Source organism: Stenotrophomonas rhizophila, assembly GCF_003751305.1.
GTDB lineage: Bacteria > Pseudomonadota > Gammaproteobacteria > Xanthomonadales > Xanthomonadaceae > Stenotrophomonas > Stenotrophomonas rhizophila_B.
The window spans coordinates 926423-944089 of the sequence record NZ_RJKV01000001.1; the positions used below are offsets into that span (position 1 = coordinate 926423).

At 67.4% G+C, this 17667-nt stretch carries 12 protein-coding genes and 1 tRNA gene; 12 read left to right on the top strand and 1 reads right to left on the bottom strand.

Annotated elements, in window-relative coordinates; translation table 11 throughout:
• The first annotated feature begins 2 nt into the window (after positions 1-2).
• The 6 genes from EDF74_RS04350 (at position 3) to EDF74_RS04375 (ending at position 11404) form a co-directional block, all read left to right on the top strand.
• On the top strand, positions 3-1712 hold the full coding sequence (locus EDF74_RS04350) for a DUF5597 domain-containing protein (RefSeq protein ID WP_123728941.1): 1710 nt from the start codon (positions 3-5) through the stop codon (positions 1710-1712).
• Positions 1713-1758: 46 nt separating this feature from the next.
• A complete protein-coding gene (locus EDF74_RS04355) occupies positions 1759-4605 on the top strand; it encodes a TIM-barrel domain-containing protein (RefSeq protein WP_123728942.1) in 2847 nt (948 codons plus the stop codon).
• Between the two features lie 101 nt (positions 4606-4706).
• Complete coding sequence (locus EDF74_RS04360; RefSeq protein ID WP_123728943.1) at positions 4707-7085, top strand: glycoside hydrolase family 95 protein; 2379 nt, start codon at positions 4707-4709, stop codon at positions 7083-7085.
• On the top strand, positions 7082-8605 hold the full coding sequence (gene xylB / locus EDF74_RS04365; protein WP_123728944.1) for a xylulokinase: 1524 nt from the start codon (positions 7082-7084) through the stop codon (positions 8603-8605). The genes EDF74_RS04360 and xylB overlap by 4 nt, the downstream gene beginning before the upstream one ends.
• Complete coding sequence (xylA, locus tag EDF74_RS04370) at positions 8602-9942, top strand: xylose isomerase (protein WP_123728945.1); 1341 nt, start codon at positions 8602-8604, stop codon at positions 9940-9942. Before xylB ends, xylA begins: the two co-directional genes overlap by 4 nt.
• 31 nt (positions 9943-9973) lie before the next feature.
• The gene (locus EDF74_RS04375) at positions 9974-11404 is read left to right on the top strand and encodes a sugar porter family MFS transporter (protein ID WP_123728946.1); all 1431 of its coding nucleotides are present in this window, start codon (positions 9974-9976) and stop codon (positions 11402-11404) included.
• Positions 11405-11559: 155 nt separating this feature from the next.
• On the opposite strand, the gene EDF74_RS04380 is transcribed toward EDF74_RS04375, so the two are convergent.
• Positions 11560-11634: transfer RNA gene (locus EDF74_RS04380), tRNA-Glu, on the bottom strand.
• Between the two features lie 50 nt (positions 11635-11684).
• Between EDF74_RS04380 and pcnB the strand changes: the two genes are divergently transcribed.
• The 6 genes from pcnB (at position 11685) to pgi (ending at position 17334) form a co-directional block, all read left to right on the top strand.
• Positions 11685-13052: a polynucleotide adenylyltransferase PcnB gene (gene pcnB, locus EDF74_RS04385; RefSeq protein ID WP_123728947.1), complete on the top strand. Its 1368-nt coding sequence runs from the start codon at positions 11685-11687 to the stop codon at positions 13050-13052.
• A 3-nt stretch (positions 13053-13055) separates the two neighbouring features.
• Positions 13056-13544, top strand: coding sequence for a 2-amino-4-hydroxy-6-hydroxymethyldihydropteridine diphosphokinase (gene folK / locus EDF74_RS04390; protein WP_123728948.1), 489 nt, complete (start codon positions 13056-13058; stop codon positions 13542-13544).
• Between the two features lie 31 nt (positions 13545-13575).
• Positions 13576-14391: a 3-methyl-2-oxobutanoate hydroxymethyltransferase gene (gene panB, locus EDF74_RS04395; protein ID WP_123728949.1), complete on the top strand. Its 816-nt coding sequence runs from the start codon at positions 13576-13578 to the stop codon at positions 14389-14391.
• A complete protein-coding gene (gene panC, locus EDF74_RS04400; RefSeq protein ID WP_123728950.1) occupies positions 14388-15230 on the top strand; it encodes a pantoate--beta-alanine ligase in 843 nt (280 codons plus the stop codon). Before panB ends, panC begins: the two co-directional genes overlap by 4 nt.
• A gap of 212 nt (positions 15231-15442) precedes the next feature.
• Positions 15443-15823, top strand: a complete 381-nt coding sequence (panD, locus tag EDF74_RS04405) for an aspartate 1-decarboxylase (RefSeq protein ID WP_019183273.1) — start codon at positions 15443-15445, stop codon at positions 15821-15823.
• Positions 15820-17334, top strand: a complete 1515-nt coding sequence (pgi, locus tag EDF74_RS04410) for a glucose-6-phosphate isomerase (protein WP_123728951.1) — start codon at positions 15820-15822, stop codon at positions 17332-17334. The genes panD and pgi overlap by 4 nt, the downstream gene beginning before the upstream one ends.
• Positions 17335-17667 lie beyond the last annotated feature (333 nt).

Sequence of the window (17667 nt, forward strand, 5' to 3'; positions counted from 1 at the left end):
GCATGTCTCCGACCACATACCCGCTTCCGCTGTTCCCGCGCCGCCTGCTGCTGCCGGCCGCCTTGCTCTGCCTGCTGGCTGGGTGTGAGCAGGCACCGGCACCGACACCGGCCGAGGGCTCCACGCCGCCGGCTACGGCCGCGGCCGGCAAACCGGGGACGTCCGACGTCGCCAGGCAGGCGCCGATCCCGCAGTTCATCAGCAAGGACGGCAGGCACGCGCTGCTGGTGGATGGCGAGCCGTTCCTGGTGCTGGGCGCACAGGTCAACAACTCCAGCAACTACGCGGCCGCGCTGGATGCGGTGTGGCCGGCGGTGAAGATCATCGGCGCCAACACCGTGCAGGTGCCGATCGCCTGGGAGCAGATCGAGCCGGAGGAGGGCAAGTTTGATTTTTCCTTCGTCGATACGCTGCTGCAGCAGGCGCGCGAGCATGACGTGCGGCTGGTACTGTTGTGGTTCGCGACCTGGAAGAACAATGGCCCGGCCTACGCGCCGCGCTGGGTGAAGACCGACAACACCCGCTTCCCGCGGGTGGTGACCCGCGACGGGCGCAGTATCGGCTCGCTGTCGCCGCATGCGCCGGCCACGCTGGAGGCGGACCGCAAGGCGTTCGTTGCCTTCATGCAGCACCTCAAAGCGGCTGACCCCCAGCGGACGGTGATCATGGTGCAGCCGGAGAACGAGCCGGGCACCTACGGCAGCGTGCGCGATTTCTCGCCGATGGCGCAGCAACTGTTCGACGGCCCGGTGCCGGCCGAACTGCTGCAGAAACTCGGCAAGTCACCCGGCACCTGGGCACAGGTGTTCGGCGCCGATGCCGATGAGTTCTTCCACGCCTGGTCGATCGGGCGCTTCATCGATCAGGTCACCGAGGCGGGCAAGGCGGTGTATCCGCTGCCGATGTACGTCAACGGCGCGCTGCGCGGGCCGTTCAATCCCGGTCAGCCCGGCCAGTACGCCAGTGGCGGCCCGACCGACAACGTGCTCGATGTGTGGAAGGCCGCAGGTCCGCACATCGATTTCCTGGCGCCGGACATCTACATGCCCGAGTACCGCATGTACACCACGGTGCTGGAGCGCTATGCGCGGCCGGACAACGCGCTGTTCGTCGCCGAGACCGGCAACGCACCGCCGTATGCGCGCTACCTGTTCCCGACCCTGGGGCACGACGGCATCGGCTGGTCCACGTTCGGCATCGATTTCAGCCATTACAGCAACTACCCGCTGGGCGCGAAAAAGGTCGACGAGGAAACATTGGCGCCGTTTGCCACCGGCTTCCAGCTGGTCAGCCTGGGCATGCGCCCGTTCGCCAAGGCCTCGGCCGAAGGCAAGCTGCATGGCGTGGCCGAAGAAGCCGGCCAGGCCGTGCAGGACGTGCCGCTCAACGCGCGCTGGCGCGCCACCGTCACCTATGGCGTGCCGCAGTTCTGGTTCCAGGGCCAGCCGCCGGGCAATCCCGAGCCGATCGGCAGCGCGCTGATCGCCGAGCTTGGCCCGGACGAATTCCTGATCACCGCCCAGCACGCGCGGGTCACCCTGCACCCGGCCGGAGAGGCCACCGCGAACATGGTGCTCGACCGTGCCGAAGAGGGGTTCTACAAGGACGGCCAGTGGCAGTTCCAGCGCAACTGGAACGGCGACCAGACCGACTACGGCTTGAACTTCACCACTGCGCCGCAGCTGCTCAAGGTCACGCTGGCGACGTATTGAACCGGGGGTGTCCGCACCCGCGCAACGAATGAGAAGGGAGCACTGAATGCGTTACATGAGCGTACTGAGCGTGCCGCTGCTGGCATTGCTGGCCTCACCGGCGATGGCCCAGAGCCACCGCGTGCTGGACAACGGTGTGGTGGTGGTGCCGGCCCAGGCCGGCGCGGCCCAGGTCCGGCTGGAACTGGTGGACGACAACATCGTGCGGGTCAGCGCCGACCCCGACGGCGACTTCACGCGCACCCCGAGCCTGATGCGCGTCCCCGTACAGGGCAAGCCGCGCTTCACGGTGGAGCAGGGCGGTGGCAACGTGCGGCTGGTCGCGGCCGGCATCAGCGCAGAGATCTCCGAAGCCGATGGCCAGGTCAGCTTCCGTGACGCCCAAGGCAAGCCGCTGCTGGCCGAGCGCGCCGGTGGCCGCAGCTTCAGCCCGCTCACCGTGGAGGGCAAGGCGTACTACAGCGTGCGCCAGCGCTTCCAGTCGCCCGGCGATGAAGCGATCTACGGGTTCGGTCAGCATCAGCAGGGCTGGATGAACCAGAAGGGCCGCAACGTCGAGTTGCTCCAGGGCAACATCGACATGGCGGTGCCGTTCATCGTCTCCAGCCGCAATTACGGTCTGCTCTGGGACAACAACGCGATCACCCGGCTGGGCGACCCGCGCGGGCTGCAGCCGCTGCAGGCCTCGCTGCAGGTGTTCGATGCCAAGGGCGAGGCCGGCGCCTTGACCGCCCGCTACATCGTCGATGGCAAGACCCGCGTCGAGCGCCGCGAGCCGGAGGTGAACTACCAGTACATCAAGGACCTCACCGCGTTTCCGGCCAAGGGCAAGAACGGAGCTGAAGGGGGGCGCTCGCAGGTGGTCTGGGAAGGTGCGATCGAGGCGAAGACCGCCGGTCGCCATACCTTCTCCCTGTACGGCAGCGAGTACATCAAGCTGTATGTGGACGGCAAGCTGGTGATCGACCGCTGGCGCCAGAACTGGAACCCGTGGCATCACGAATTCGCGCTGGAACTCACGCCCGGCACCCGCCACCAGATCAAGGTCGAGTGGGACCTGATCGACCCCAGCTACATCGCGCTGCTGCACCGTGATCCGCTGCCGCAGGCCGAAGCCGCCGATCTCTCGCTGTGGTCCGAAGCCGGGCAGATGGTGGACTATTACGTGGTCGCCGGTGGCAATGCCGATGAGGTGATCGCCGGCTATCGCGAACTGACCGGCAAAGCCGTGATGCTGCCCAAGTGGGCCTACGGTTTCTGGCAGAGCCGCGAGCGTTACAAGAGCCAGGATGAACTGCTCGGCGTGCTGGACGAGTACCGCCGCCGCAAGCTGCCGATCGACAACATCGTGCTGGACTGGTCGTACTGGCCCGAAGATGCCTGGGGCTCGCACGACTTCGATCCCACCCACTTCCCCGATCCGGACGGCATGGTCAAGCACATTCATGACCAGCACGCGCAGGTCATGATTTCGGTGTGGCCGAAGTTCTACCCGACCACGGCCAACTACAAGGAACTGGACGCGGCCGGCTTCATGTACCAGCGCAACGTCGAGGTGGGCGAGCTGGACTGGATCGGCAAGGGCTACAAGAACTCGTTCTACGATCCCTATGCGGCAAAAGCGCAGCAGATCTACTGGCGCCAGATCAACGAGAAGTTGAACAGCAAGGGCTTCGATGCCTGGTGGATGGACGCCGACGAGCCGGATGTGCACTCCAACCTGGATATCGGCGAGCGCAAAGCACGTACCACGCCGACCGCACTGGGCCCGTCCACCGAGTTCTTCAATTCCTATCCGCTGCCGCACACACAAGGCGTATACGAGGGGGATCGCGCGGCCGATGGCCAGCGTGTCTTCATCCTTTCGCGCAAAGGCTATGCCGGCACGCAGCGCAATGCGGTGGCGGTGTGGAGTGGCGACATCGTGTCGCGGTGGGACGACATGCTCGAACAGATCTCGGCCGGCGTGAATACCGCCATGTCCGGCCTGCCCAACTGGACCTTCGACATCGGCGGCTTCTCCACCGAGAAGCGCTATTCCGAAGAAGATCCGGCGCACCTGCCGGAGTGGCGCGAACTCAACACCCGCTGGTTCCAGTTCGGTGCCTTCGTACCGCTGTTCCGCTCGCACGGGCAGTACCCGTTCCGCGAGATCTGGAACATCGCCCCGGAAGGCACGCCTTACTACGACAGCATGGTGTACTACAGCCGCCTGCGTTACACGCTGCTGCCCTACATCTACACCCTGGCCGCCGACACCTGGCACCACGACGGCAGCATCATGCGCGGCCTGCCGATGGACTTCCCGTCCGATCCGGCGGTCCGTGACATCAACGACCAGTACCTGTTCGGTCCCTCGCTGCTGGTCGCCCCGGTCACCACGTTCGGCGCGACCTCGCGCAAGGTGTATCTGCCGGCCGGCACCACCTGGCTGGATTACTACACCGGCCAGCGCCTGCAGGGCGGCCAGACCATCGATGCCGCCGCGCCGCTGGAACGCATCCCGTTGTACGTGCGGGCCGGCGCGATCATGCCGATCGGCCCGGTCCAGCAGTACGTGGATGAACAGCCGGACGCGCCGCTGACCGTGGTGGTCTATACCGGTGCCGACGGCAGGTTCTCGCTGTACGAGGACGACGGCCGCAGCTACGGCTATGAGAAGGGGCAGTTCAGCCGCATCCCGCTGGAGTGGAACGAGGCCACGCGTGAACTGCGCATCGGCAAGCGCGAAGGTCAGTGGAAGGGCATGCAGGCGCAGCGCACGATCCAGGTCCGCTTCGTGGAGGGACCGCGTGCCGACTCCGGTGCGCTGGCCCCGGCCATCGATCAGACCGTGCGCTATGACGGCAAGGCGGTAGTCGTGCCGCAGCGCAAGATGGCAGCCGCGCGCTGATCGCCTAGGATGATAATGACTACCGGTGGACATTTCGCCTTGGAGGGCGTTGAAGTGGCAGCAGGCAGCACAGGCACGCCAATGCAGCGCAGGGGAATGCCGTGGAGCTGAGCCGCCGCGGGCTGTTCAAGGCCCTTGGGGCCGGGCTGACCCTGTCCGCCACCGGCTGGTCGTCCCAGGCCGGTGCGGTGCCAGCGGCTGCAGGGCGGGGCGACGCGGCTGCGGCGCCGGGGGACGCCCTGCAGCTCTGGTACCGCGCGCCCGCCACCGAATGGGTGCAGGCCCTGCCGACCGGCAACGGCCGGTTGGGCGCAATGGTCTGGGGCGGGGTTGCGCATGAACGTATCGGCCTCAACGAAGACACGCTTTATGCCGGGGGGCCGTATGACCCCACCAGTCCGGACGCGCTCGCGGCGCTGCCGGAGGTGCGCGCGCTGATCTTCGCCGGACGCTATGCCGAGGCCGAAGCACTGGCCGACGCCAAGCTGCTGTCGCGGCCGGCCAAGCAGATGCCGTACCAGCCGCTGGCCGATCTGCTGCTGGATTTCGACCGCGCCGATCACATCGACGGGTATCGCCGGTCGCTGGATCTGGACACGGCCGTGGCGACCACTGAATTCCGCAGCGGCGGCGCCTGGCACCGTCGCGAGGTGTTCGTGTCCGAACCAGACCAGTGCATCGTGGTGCGGCTCAGTGCCGACCTGCCGGGGCGGATTTCGCTGCGGCTGGGCGTGGACAGCCCGCAGCAGGGGACGGTGCATGCGGACGCGGACGGGCTGCTGTTTGAAGGGCGCAACGCGGGCTTTGCCGGTATCGAGGGCAAGCTCCGCTTCGCGCTGCGGGTGCAGCCGCGTCTGCACGGTGGCGCGCTGCGGGTGGCGCGTGATCGCCTGCACGTGGAAGGTGCCGACGAGCTGGTGCTGGTGCTGACGGCCGCCACCAGCTTCCGCCGCTTCGATGATGTCAGTGGTGATCCGCAGGCGCTCGCTGCGGCGCACCAGGCGCAGGCCGATGCCCACGATTATCCGGCGCTGCTGGCGCGCCATCTGGCCGCGCACCAGACGCTGTTCCGTCGTGTGTCGATCAATCTCGGCAGCACGCCGGCCGCGCAGCTGCCCACCGATCAACGCGTGCACGCTTTCGCCAGCGGCAACGATCCGGCGCTGGCGGCGCTGTATCACCAGTACGGGCGCTACCTGTTGATCTGCAGTTCGCGGCCCGGCTCGCAGCCGGCCAACCTGCAGGGCGTGTGGAACGACCTCATGGCCCCGCCGTGGGAGAGCAAGTACACGATCAACATCAACACCGAAATGAACTACTGGCCCAGCGAGGCCAATGCGCTGCACGAATGCGTGCAGCCGCTGGAAGACATGCTGTTCGATCTGGCCCGTACCGGCGCGGTCACCGCACGGCGGATCTACGATGCGCCGGGTTGGGTGGTACACAACAACACCGACCTCTGGCGTCAGGCCGGGCCGATCGACGGCGCGCAGTGGAGCCTGTGGCCGATGGGCGGTGTCTGGCTCCTGCAGCAGCTGTGGGACCGCTGGGACTATGGCCGCGATCCGGCCTATCTGCGCCGTATCCATCCGTTGTTCAAGGGTGCGGCCGAGTTTTTCGTGGCCACCCTGCAGCGCGACCCGACCACCGGCGCGATGGTCACCAATCCCTCGATCTCGCCGGAGAACCAGCATCCGTTCGGTGCGGCGGTCTGCGCCGGGCCGGCGATGGACTCGCAGCTGCTGCGCGATCTGTTCGCGCAGTGCATCCAGATCAGCGCGGCACTCGGCGTCGATACCGCGTTCGCCGCGCAGCTGAAGACGCTGCGCGCGCAACTGCCACCGGACCGGATCGGCAAGGCCGGGCAGTTGCAGGAGTGGCAGCAGGACTGGGACATGGAGGCGCCGGAAATGCATCACCGGCACGTCTCGCATCTATATGCGCTGCACCCCTCCAGCCAGATCAACCTCCGCGATACTCCCGCGCTGGCGGCAGCCGCCAAACGCTCGCTGCAGATACGTGGTGATGAGGCCACCGGCTGGGGCATCGGCTGGCGCCTGAACCTGTGGGCCCGGCTGGGCGATGGCGAGCACGCGCTGCAGATCCTGAAGATGCTGCTCTCGCCCGAGCGCACCTACCCGAACCTGTTCGACGCGCATCCGCCGTTCCAGATCGATGGCAACTTCGGCGGCACCGCCGGCATCACCGAGATGCTGCTGCAGAGCTGGGGCGGGTCGATCTTCCTGTTGCCTGCCTTGCCGTCGGCCTGGCCTGACGGCGAGGTACGCGGCCTGCGCGTACGCAATGCCGCCGGCGTGGATCTGCAATGGCGCGATGGCCAGCTGCACTCGGCCCTGCTGCGCAGTGAGCGCGGGGGCACCTATCAACTCGTGCATGGCGAGAGCACGCTGACCGTGGCGCTGCGCGCCGGCGGCCAGCAGCGCATCGGCCTGCGCGGCAATCAACTGGTGAAGCAATGAGTCTGTACGTAGGGCTGGATGTCGGGACGCAAAGCGTCAAGCTGCTGGCCTATGACCCGTCGCTCGGCGAAGTGGTCGCCACGGTCGCCCGGCCGATGCAGCTGGTCAGCCACGACGATGGCACCCGGGAGCAGGAGGCGCAGTGGTGGATCGACGGCATCATCGCCTGCTTCGCCGAACTGGACCCGGCACTGCGCGGCCGCATCCGTGCGATCGGCGTCTCCGGTCAGCAGCACGGTTTCGTGCCGATCAACGCACGCGGGGAGGTGATCGCGCCGGTGAAGCTGTGGTGCGATACCAGCACCGCAGCCGACTGCGCGCCGATCATGGCCGCGGTGGGGGGGGCCGCGGCCTGCATCGCGCTGGCCGGCAATCCCATCCTCGCCGGGTACACCGCTTCCAAGCTGCCGTGGACGCGCCGCCATCGCGCGCAGGCGTATGCAGAACTGGACGGCATCCTGCTGCCGCATGACTACATCAACTTCTGGCTGACCGGGCAGCGCTACGCCGAGTACGGTGATGCATCCGGCACCGGCTGGCTGGACGTGCGCAACCGCTGCTGGTCGCGCGAGCTGCTGCAGGCGATCGACCCGGAGCGCGATCTGTCCGCGCTGCTGCCGCCGCTGGTGCCGCTGGAATCCACCTTCACGCTGCATCCGCGGATCGCCGCGCTGCTGGACCTGCCGGCCGACGTACAGGTCTCCACCGGCGGCGGCGACAACATGATGGCCGCGCTGGGCACCGGCAACGTGGCCGCGGGGCGGTTGACCATGAGCCTGGGTACGTCCGGCACGCTGTTCGCGTATGCCGATCACCCGGTGGTGGACGATGATGGCCGCTGGGCCGCGTTCTGTTCCTCCAGTGGCGGCTGGCTGCCGCTGATCTGCACGATGAACTGCACCGTCGCCACCGAGCGCATGGCCGCACTGTTCAACATCCCGCGCGGCGGTGGCGAGGCGCTGATGGCGCAGACCGAGCCAGGCGCGGGCGGCCTGGTGATGCTGCCGTACTTCAATGGCGAACGTACCCCGGACCTGCCCGACGCGCGTGCCTGCCTGCACGGCATGGACCTGCACAACACCACCCCGGCGCAATTCTATCGGGCCGCGATGGAAGGCGCCACGTACAGCCTGCGCAACGGCTACGACGCCTTCACCAGTGCCGGCCTGTCGTTCGACACCGTGTTGCTTACCGGCGGCGGAAGCAACAGTGCCGCGTGGCGGCAACTGATCGCCGACGTCTTCGATCTGCCGGTCAAGGTGCCCACCCAGGCCGAAGGCGCGGCCTTCGGCGCGGCCCTGCAGGCGCTTTGGGCGGTGCAGCGCGGGCAGGGCGGCGAACCGAGCCTGGCGGCGACGGTCGATGCGCACGTGCGCTTCGACGACGCGCTGTCGGCCACACCCGATCCCCGCACTGTGCCGCGCTACGCAGAACAGTACCGGCGTTTCCTACACCATCTATCCGAGGTTGGTCCGCTGCTGCGTACCGACCCGTCACCACCGCAAGGATCCGAGCAATGAGCACCTCCGTTTACATCGGCGCAAAGGAATACTTCCCCGGCATCGGCCGCATCCCGTTCGAGGGACGCGACTCGGACAATCCGCTGGCCTACAAGGTTTATGACGCAGACAAGCGCGTCGGCGGCAAGACCATGGCCGAGCACCTGCGCTTCGCCGTGGCTTACTGGCACAGCTTCTGCGCGACCGGCCACGATCCGTTCGGCCCGGGCACCCGGGTGTACCCGTGGGATGCCGGCAACACGCCGCTGGCGCGTGCCGAGGCCAAGGCCGATGCCGCGTTCGAGTTCATCACCAAGCTGGGCGTGCCGTATTACTGCTTCCATGACATCGATCTGGCGCCGGACGCCGACGACATCGCCGAGTACGAGGCCAACCTGCAGCACATGGTCGGCATCGCCGGCGAGCGCCAGAAGGCCACCGGGGTCAAGCTGCTGTGGGGCACCGCCAACCTGTTCTCGCACCCGCGCTACATGAACGGTGCCTCGACCAACCCGGACTTCGCCGTGGTCGCCCGCGCCGCGGTGCAGGTCAAGGCCGCGCTCGAGGCCACCGTGGCCCTGGGCGGCGAGAACTACGTGTTCTGGGGCGGCCGCGAGGGCTATGCCTGCCTGTACAACACCGACATGAAGCGCGAGAAGGACAACATGGCGCGCTTCCTCACACTGGCCCGCGACCATGGGCGCAGCATCGGCTTCAAGGGCAACTTCCTGATCGAGCCCAAACCGATGGAGCCGATGAACCACCAGTACGATTTCGACAGCGCCACGGTGGTCGGCTTCCTGCGCGAGCATGGCCTGGACAAGGACTTCAAGCTCAACATCGAGGCCAACCACGCCACGCTGTCCGGGCACACCTTTGCCCATGACCTGCAGGTGGCCTCCGATGCCGGCCTGCTTGGCAGCATCGATGCCAACCGCGGCAACCCGCAGAATGGCTGGGACACCGATCAGTTCCCGACCGACCTGTACGACACGGTCGGCGCGATGCTGGTGGTGCTGCGCCAGGGCGGCCTGGCCCCGGGCGGGTTCAACTTCGATGCCAAGGTGCGCCGCGAGTCGTCCGCGCCGGAAGACCTGTTCGAGGCCCATATCGGCGGCATGGATGCGTTCGCGCGCGGGCTGGAAGTGGCCCACGCCCTGATCGAGAGCTCGCCGCTGGAAGGCTGGCGCCAGGACCGCTATGCCAGCTTCAGCAGTGGCGCCGGTGCCGAGTTCGCCGCCGGTCGCAGCAGCCTGGAGGCCCTGCGCAGCCTGGCCCTTGCCCAGGGCGAGCCGCAGCAGCGCAGCGGCCGCCAGGAAAGGTATGAGAACCTGATCAACCAGTACCTGCTGCGCTGATCCGCAGCTTCCCTTCAACCCAGGGGTTCCCATGTCCAGTGCTTCGCTCAGCAGTACCCGCGCCGGCAGCGGCGAGAACACCGGCTTCATCGTCCTGATCAGCTGCGTGGCCACCATCGGTGGCTTCCTGTTCGGCTTCGACAGTGGCGTGATCAACGGCACCGTCGACGGCCTGAAGGACACGTTCCAGTCCAGTTCGGCCGGGATCGGCTTCGAGGTCGCCTCGATGCTGCTCGGCTGTGCGATCGGTGCGTTCTTCGCCGGCCGCCTCGGTGACCGGCTCGGCCGTCGCGGCGTGCTGATCATCGCCGCGGTGATGTTCCTGTTCTCCGCCCTGGGGGCAGGGGCGGCACACAGCTCCACGGTGTTCATCATCGCCCGGGTGATCGGTGGCTTCGCGGTCGGTGCGGCCAGCGTGATGTCGCCGGCCTACATCGCCGAGGTGGCGTCGGCCCGGTACCGCGGCCGTCTGGCCACGGTGCAGCAGATCGCGATCATCAGCGGCCTGTTCTGCGCCTTCCTGAGCAACTTCCTGCTGGCCAAGGCCGCCGGTGCCTCCACCCAGGAGCTGTGGCTGGGGCAGGCGGCGTGGCGCTGGATGTTCTGGATGCAGGCCATTCCCTCGCTGCTGTTCCTGGGCCTGCTGCTGGTGATCCCGGAGAGCCCGCGCTTCCTGGTGGTCAAAGGGCGCCGTGACCAGGCCCTGGCGGTGCTGACCCGTCTGTACGGCGCGGCCGAGGCGCAGGCCAAGATCACCGAGATCGAAGGCTCGCTGTCCCAGGACCAGCACCGCCCGACCTTCTCGGATCTGATCAGCAAGACCACCGGCAAGCTGCGCCCGATCGTCTGGATCGGCATCGGCCTGGCGGTGTTCCAGCAGCTGGTCGGCATCAACGTCGTCTTCTATTACGGCGCGGTGCTGTGGCAGGCGGTCGGCTTCTCGGAGAATGACGCGCTGCTGATCAACGTGCTGTCCGGCGCGCTGAGCATCGGTGCCTGCCTGATCACCGTGGTGCTGATCGACCGCATCGGCCGCAAGCCGCTGCTGTGGGTCGGCTCGGTCGGCATGGCGATCTCGCTGGCCCTGGTCACCATCGCCTTCGCCAGTGGCTCGCTGGATGCCGCCGGGAAGCTTCAGCTCACTGACAACATGGGCGTGCTGGCGCTGGTGGCGGCCAACGTCTACGTGATCTTCTTCAACATGTCCTGGGGCCCGGTGATGTGGGTGATGCTGGGCGAGATGTTCCCCAACCAGATCCGCGGCTCGGGGCTGGCGGTGGCCGGCGCGGCGCAGTGGACCTCCAACTTCGCCATCACCGTGTCCTTCCCGATCCTGCTGGGCAGCATCGGCCTGGCCGGCGCCTACGGCATCTATACGGTGGCGGCGGTGATCTCGGTGTTCTTCGTGCTGCGCTTCGTCAAGGAGACCAAGGGCAAGGAACTGGAGCAGATGGAGGGCTGAGCCGCTCCGGACGGCCCGGCGCGCAGGGCAGGGGCCGGGTCGGGGAGTGCGCTCCCCGGTCCGGGCCTGGCAGGGCAGGGCAGGCGCCGCAGGCTCTGGGCCCTGAACGCAAAAAACCCCGCCGTGGCGGGGTTTTTGGCTTTCTGCACCGCGACTGGTGCTCCCTAGGGGACTCGAACCCCTGTTTTAGCCTTGAGAGGGCCACGTCCTAACCATTAGACGAAGGGAGCAGGCTTTGTCGCGAACTGCGCAGCGCGCTAGTATATGGACCTAGATGCCATTGGGCAATCCCGAAAACTCAACCGGAAGCGCCAACATCAATTCCTCTGCTACATCACCGTTCAGCCTGCGCGTGATCCCGCGCGATCAGCACAACATCTCCCGCAAGGACATCAGCCCCAACGCCCTGCGCGTTCTGTACCGGCTGCGTGATTCCGGGTTTGCCGGCTACCTGGTCGGCGGCGCCGTCCGCGATCTGCTGGTGAACGGCCACCCCAAGGATTTCGACGTCGCCACCGATGCGACGCCCGAGCAGGTCAAGCAGTTGTTCCGCAACTGCCGGCTGATCGGCCGCCGCTTCCGCCTGGCGCACGTGGTGTTCGGCCGCGAGATCATCGAGGTCGCCACCTTCCGCGCCAACATCGACGATGGCAGCGGCGACCGTGAGATGGAAAACGGCATGCTCGTGCGCGACAACGTGTACGGCAGCATCGAAGACGACGCGATCCGCCGCGACTTCACCTGCAACGCCCTGTACTACGCGATCGAGGATTTCTCGGTCCGCGATTACACCGGTGGCTTTGAAGATGTGCAGGCGCGCCTGATGAAGCTGATCGGTGAGCCCGAGCAGCGCTACCGCGAAGACCCGGTGCGCATGCTGCGCGCAGTGCGTCTGGCGGCCAAGCTGGGCTTCCAGATCGAAGACGCGACCGCCGAACCGCTGCCGCGCCTGGCCAATCTGCTGGCTGAGGCCGCCCCGGCGCGCCTGTTCGAGGAAGTGCTCAAGCTGTTCCTGTCCGGGCACGGCGTGGCCAGCTTCGAGGGCCTGGAGCGCTATGGCCTGCTCGACGTCATGTTCCCGGAAAGCGCCGCGGCCCTGCGCAGCAACCGCAGTGGCGCGTTGCGCCGCATGGTGATCGAAGGCCTGCACAACACCGATCTGCGCGTGGCCAATGATGAACCGGTGTCGCCGTCGTTCCTGTTCGCGCTGCTGCTGTGGCCGGCCTTCTGCCGCGCCCTGGCCAGCCTGCAGAAGCAGGGCGTCGCACTGGAAGAGGCGCAGCGCCGCGCCGCGGACCGCGTGACCCTGCACCAGTTGAGCACGATCGCCCTGCCGCGCCGCTTCTCGCTGCCGATGCAGGAAATCTGGCTGCTGCAGGGCCGCTTCAGCTCGCGCCAGCGCAAGCGCGTGATCCGGACCCTGACCCATCCGCGCTTCCGCGCCGCCTACGACTTCCTGGTCCTGCGCCAGGTCGCCTCCAGCGAGCATGAGGCCGACGTGGCGTTCTGGCGCGAGGCCCAGCTGCAGTCCGGCACTGAACTGGATTCGGCGCTGGATGCCGCCCAGGCCGACGGTGAGGGCGAAGACGGTGCACCGCGCAAGCGTCGCCGCCGCCGCCGTCGTCCGGGTGGAGTGGCAGGCGAGTAAGCCGTGACCCTGGCCTGTATTGGATTGGGCGCCAATCTGGGGGACGCCGCGCAGACCCTGCGTGAGGCGTTCCAGGCGCTGGCGGCCCTGCCGCAGACCACACTGCGGGCGCGCTCGCAGCTGTACAGCACGCCGGCCTGGGGCAACGAAGACCAGCCGGCGTTCGTCAACGCCGCCGCCGTGCTGGAGACCGCGTTGCCCGCACCGGATCTGCTGGCGGCCCTGCTGGAGATCGAACGCCGCTTCGGCCGCGTACGCGATCCGGCCGTGCACTGGGGGCCGCGTGCACTCGATCTGGACGTGCTGCTGTATGGCGAAGAGGTGATCGATCTGCCGCAGCTGCAGGTGCCGCACCCGTATCTGCATGCACGTGCGTTCGCGTTGCTGCCCCTGGCCGAGATCGCGCCGGAGGCCGCGATTCCCGGCCATGGCCGCGTGCGGGATGCTGTGATGCGGGTCGACCCCTGCGGGATCTCCCCATTAGGAGGATAATGGGGGGCTTATCGCCACCGGTTATCAGCTCATGAGTACCCACGCAGACAGCAAGCCCTGGACCGTCCCCGCATTGGCGGAGGCCAAGCGCACGGGGCAGAAGCTGGTGATGTTGACCGCCTACGATGCCGGGTTCGCCCGCAGCTTCGATGCCAACGGCGTGGACCTGATCCTGATCGGCGACTCGCTGGGCATGGTGGTGCAGGGACACGATTCGACCCTGCCGGTGACCACCGACGACATGGTCTATCACACCCGCGCCGTGGCCCGGGTGCTGGAGCGTGCGCTGCTGGTGGCCGATCTGCCGTTCGGCGCCGATGCCACCCCGGAGCGCGCACTGGATGCCTCGCTGCGGCTGCTCCAGGCCGGTGCCGAGATGGTCAAGATCGAAGGTGCCGGCTTCAAGCTGGACATCATCCGTTACCTGGTCGAGCGCGAGATTCCTGTCTGCTCGCACCTGGGCCTGACCCCGCAGTCGGTGCTCCGCCTGGGCGGTTATCGCGTGCAGGGCCGTGGCGATGCCGCCCAGCAGCTGCGCGATGACGCCAAGGCCGCGGTCGCCGCCGGCGCCAGCCTGGTCGTGCTCGAATGCGTGCCCACGCCGGTGGCTGCCCAGGTCACCGCGGACATCAGCGTGCCCACCATCGGCATCGGTGCCGGCCCGCAGTGCGATGGCCAGGTGCTGGTGCTGCATGATTTCCTCGGTCTGGACAGCGGCCATCGCCGTCCCAAGTTCGTCAAGGATTTCCTTGCCGACGGCGGGTCGGTTGCCGGTGCGGTCCGTGCCTACGCCGACGCCGTGCGCGACGGCTCCTTCCCCGACGCAGAACACGCCTACGCCTCATGATCGATACCGTCACCGAACTGTCCCGCCTGCGCGCCGTCGTCAATGGCTGGAAGCGGGAGGGGCTGCGCGTCGCGCTGGTCCCGACCATGGGCAACCTGCACGCCGGGCACTACTCGCTGGTCACGCTGGCGCGGCAGTACGCCGACCGCGTGGTCTCCAGCGTCTTCGTCAATCCGACCCAGTTCGGTCCGAATGAAGATTTCACCCGTTACCCGCGCACGCCGGAAGCCGACACCACCGGGCTGGAGCAGGCCGGCTGTGATGTGCTGTGGCTGCCTACCGTTGAATCGATGTACCCGTTCGGCGTGGCGCTGGCGGCCAGCGTCAACGTGCCGGGCATCAGCGGACTGCTCGAAGGCGCGCACCGCCCGGGCCATTTCGATGGGGTCTGCACCGTGGTGTCGCGCCTGTTCAACCAGGTCCAGCCGGACGTGGCGGCCTTTGGCAAGAAGGACTTCCAGCAGCTGGCGGTGATCCGCCAGATGGTGGAAGACCTGGCCTTCCCGATCCAGATCGTCGGCGGCGACATCGTGCGCGAAGACGACGGCCTGGCGATGAGCTCGCGCAACCAGTACCTCAACGCCGAGCAGCGCAGCGTCTCGGCCACCATCCACCAGGTGCTGCTGGGCATGCGAGAAGGCTTCATCGCCGGCAAGACCCGCAGCCTGATCGAGGCCGAAGCGGCCGCGGCGCTGCAGGCCGCCGGCTTCCAGGTGGACTACGCCGTGGTCCGCCTGCCGGACCTGTCCGAGCCGGCCGATGCCAATGACGGCACCCGCGTGGCGCTGATCGCCGCCCGGATCGGCAACACCCGGTTGATCGACAACCTGGAGTTCTGAGGGCTGCGCTCCGCCGGGTAGGGCCACCCCCTGGGTGGCTGCTGGGCGATGCCGGACGTGCAGCCACCCATGGGGTGGCTCTACGCCGGGCCGGGTGGGGTCGTGACGATGCTGAACCGCTGGCAGCCCCCGGCATGGGCGCGCGCGCCAGCCGCTGCCGTCCGCCCCCCGGGTGCTAGAATTTCCCTTTCCTTTACCGTTGTCCCGTTGCCATGCATCTGTCCCTGCTGAAGACCAAGATCCACCGCGCCACCGTCACGCATTCCGAGCTGAACTACGAAGGTTCCATCGCCATCGATGACAACCTGCTGGCTGCGACCGGCATCCGTGAGTTCGAACAGGTGCACATCTGGGACGTCACCAACGGTGCGCGTTTCTCGACCTATGCCATCCGCGCCGAAGCCGGCAGCGGCGTGGTCTCGCTCAACGGTGGCGCCGCGCGTCATGTGCAGGTCGGCGACATCATCATCATCGCCGCCTTCGCCAGCATGAGCGAAGAAGAAGCTGACAGCTTCAAGCCGAAGTTGGTATATGTGGACGGCAAGAACCAGATCTCCCACACCAACGACACGATCCCGACACAGGCCGCATGACACAGCACAACGGATTCGACCCGCTTCATTCCCATGCCCAGCGCCTGCGTGGCGCGAGCATCCCTTCGTTGATCGCCGCCGAACCGGGCCGCGCACAATCGCTGGGGCTGCGGGTCGGTCCGTTGTACGTCAATTTCGCGCGGCAGAAGTACGACCGCGCGGCGTTGGACGCACTGCTGCAGCTGGCTGCCGAGCGCGATGTCGCCGGCGGTTTCCAGCGGTTGTTCCGTGGTGAAACGGTCAATGTGACCGAAGGCCGTGCGGCGCTGCACACCGCGCTGCGCGGCGATGCCAGCGGCGCGCCGGTGGCCGGTGAGGCATTCGCCACCGCCGCGCAGGTGCGCCAGCAGATGGGCGAGCTGATCGCCGCGCTGGAAGCAACCAACATCACCGATATCGTCAGCGTCGGCATCGGCGGGTCGGACCTGGGTCCGCGGCTGGTCGCCGATGCGCTGCGTCCGGTCTCCGGGGCGCGCTTCCGCGTGCATTTCGTGTCGAACGTGGACGGTGCCGCGATGCAGCGCACGCTCGCCACGCTGGACCCGGCGACCACGGCCGGCATCCTGATCTCCAAGACCTTCGGTACCCAGGAAACCCTGCTCAACGGGCAGATCCTGCACGACTGGCTGGGCGGCAGCGAGCGCCTGTATGCGGTCAGCGCCAACCCGGAGCGTGCGGCCAAGGCCTTCTCGATCGCCGCCGGCCGCGTGCTGCCGATGTGGGACTGGGTGGGCGGGCGCTACTCGCTGTGGTCGGCGGTCGGTTTTCCGATCGCGCTGGCGATCGGCTTCACGCGTTTCGAGCAGTTGCTCGAGGGCGCGGCGCAGATGGACGATCACGCGCTCACCGCGCCGCTGGCGCAGAACCTGCCGGTGCTGCATGCGCTGACCGATATCTGGAACCGCAACCTGCTCGGCCATGCCACGCATGCGGTGATGACCTATGACCAGCGCCTGGCGCTGCTGCCGGCCTATCTGCAGCAGCTGGTGATGGAAAGCCTGGGCAAGCGCGTGCAGCTCGATGGCAGTCCGGTCGCCAGTGACACCGTACCGGTGTGGTGGGGTGGGGCGGGCACCGACGTGCAGCACAGCTTCTTCCAGGCGCTGCACCAGGGCACCAGCGTGATCCCGGCCGATTTCATCGGCTGCGTGCACAACGATGATCCCTACGTGGTCAACCACCAGGCGCTGATGGCCAACCTGCTGGCGCAGACCGAGGCGCTGGCCAATGGCCAGGGCAGCGAGGATCCCCATCGCGAGTATCCCGGTGGCCGTCCGAGCACCCTGATCCTGCTCGATGCGCTGACCCCGCAGTCGCTCGGCGCGCTGATCGCCATGTACGAACACGCCGTGTACGTGCAGTCGCTGATCTGGAACATCAACGCCTTCGACCAGTTTGGCGTGGAGCTGGGCAAGCAGCTGGCCAGCCAGTTGCTGCCCGCGCTGCAGGGCCAGGCGCATGCCATCACCGATCCGGTGACTCTGGAACTGCTGGGCCGGCTCAAGGGCTGAGCATCGGCTCATGCCGTGCCATCACGAACCGCCGGCCTGTCCGGCGGTTCTGCGTTGTGGCCGCCGGATCGCATCGCGTTCTGCGCAGTACACGCGGCAGGGGATACTGCAGCGCAACACGGATTGCCGTGCCACTCGGCCCAGGTATGCCGTAAACCGCCGTGATTGCAGGGTGGGCCATCGGTTTTGGCTATAGCCCAATCCCATACCAGCCTGCGCCGACGGCATAGCCGCGCGGTGGATTGACAGCGTGGCCCGCAACGCCAAAGGTAGGCCGTCATGGCGCGGGGAGTCGTGCCATCCGTCTGCTGCCTGTGCAATACCTGGGAGGGT

Bases quoted from the DNA above. Each gene is read 5' to 3' on its own strand.
- xylB (WP_123728944.1), top strand. From the start codon at position 7,082: ATGAGTCTGTACGTAGGGCTGGATGTCGGGACGCAAAGCGTCAAGCTG.
- EDF74_RS04375 (WP_123728946.1), top strand. From the start codon at position 9,974: ATGTCCAGTGCTTCGCTCAGCAGTACCCGCGCCGGCAGCGGCGAGAAC.
- panD (WP_019183273.1), top strand. From the start codon at position 15,443: ATGCATCTGTCCCTGCTGAAGACCAAGATCCACCGCGCCACCGTCACG.
- panB (WP_123728949.1), top strand. From the start codon at position 13,576: ATGAGTACCCACGCAGACAGCAAGCCCTGGACCGTCCCCGCATTGGCG.
- panC (WP_123728950.1), top strand. From the start codon at position 14,388: ATGATCGATACCGTCACCGAACTGTCCCGCCTGCGCGCCGTCGTCAAT.
- EDF74_RS04350 (WP_123728941.1), top strand. From the start codon at position 3: ATGTCTCCGACCACATACCCGCTTCCGCTGTTCCCGCGCCGCCTGCTG.
- xylA (WP_123728945.1), top strand. From the start codon at position 8,602: ATGAGCACCTCCGTTTACATCGGCGCAAAGGAATACTTCCCCGGCATC.
- pgi (WP_123728951.1), top strand. From the start codon at position 15,820: ATGACACAGCACAACGGATTCGACCCGCTTCATTCCCATGCCCAGCGC.
- EDF74_RS04355 (WP_123728942.1), top strand. From the start codon at position 1,759: ATGCGTTACATGAGCGTACTGAGCGTGCCGCTGCTGGCATTGCTGGCC.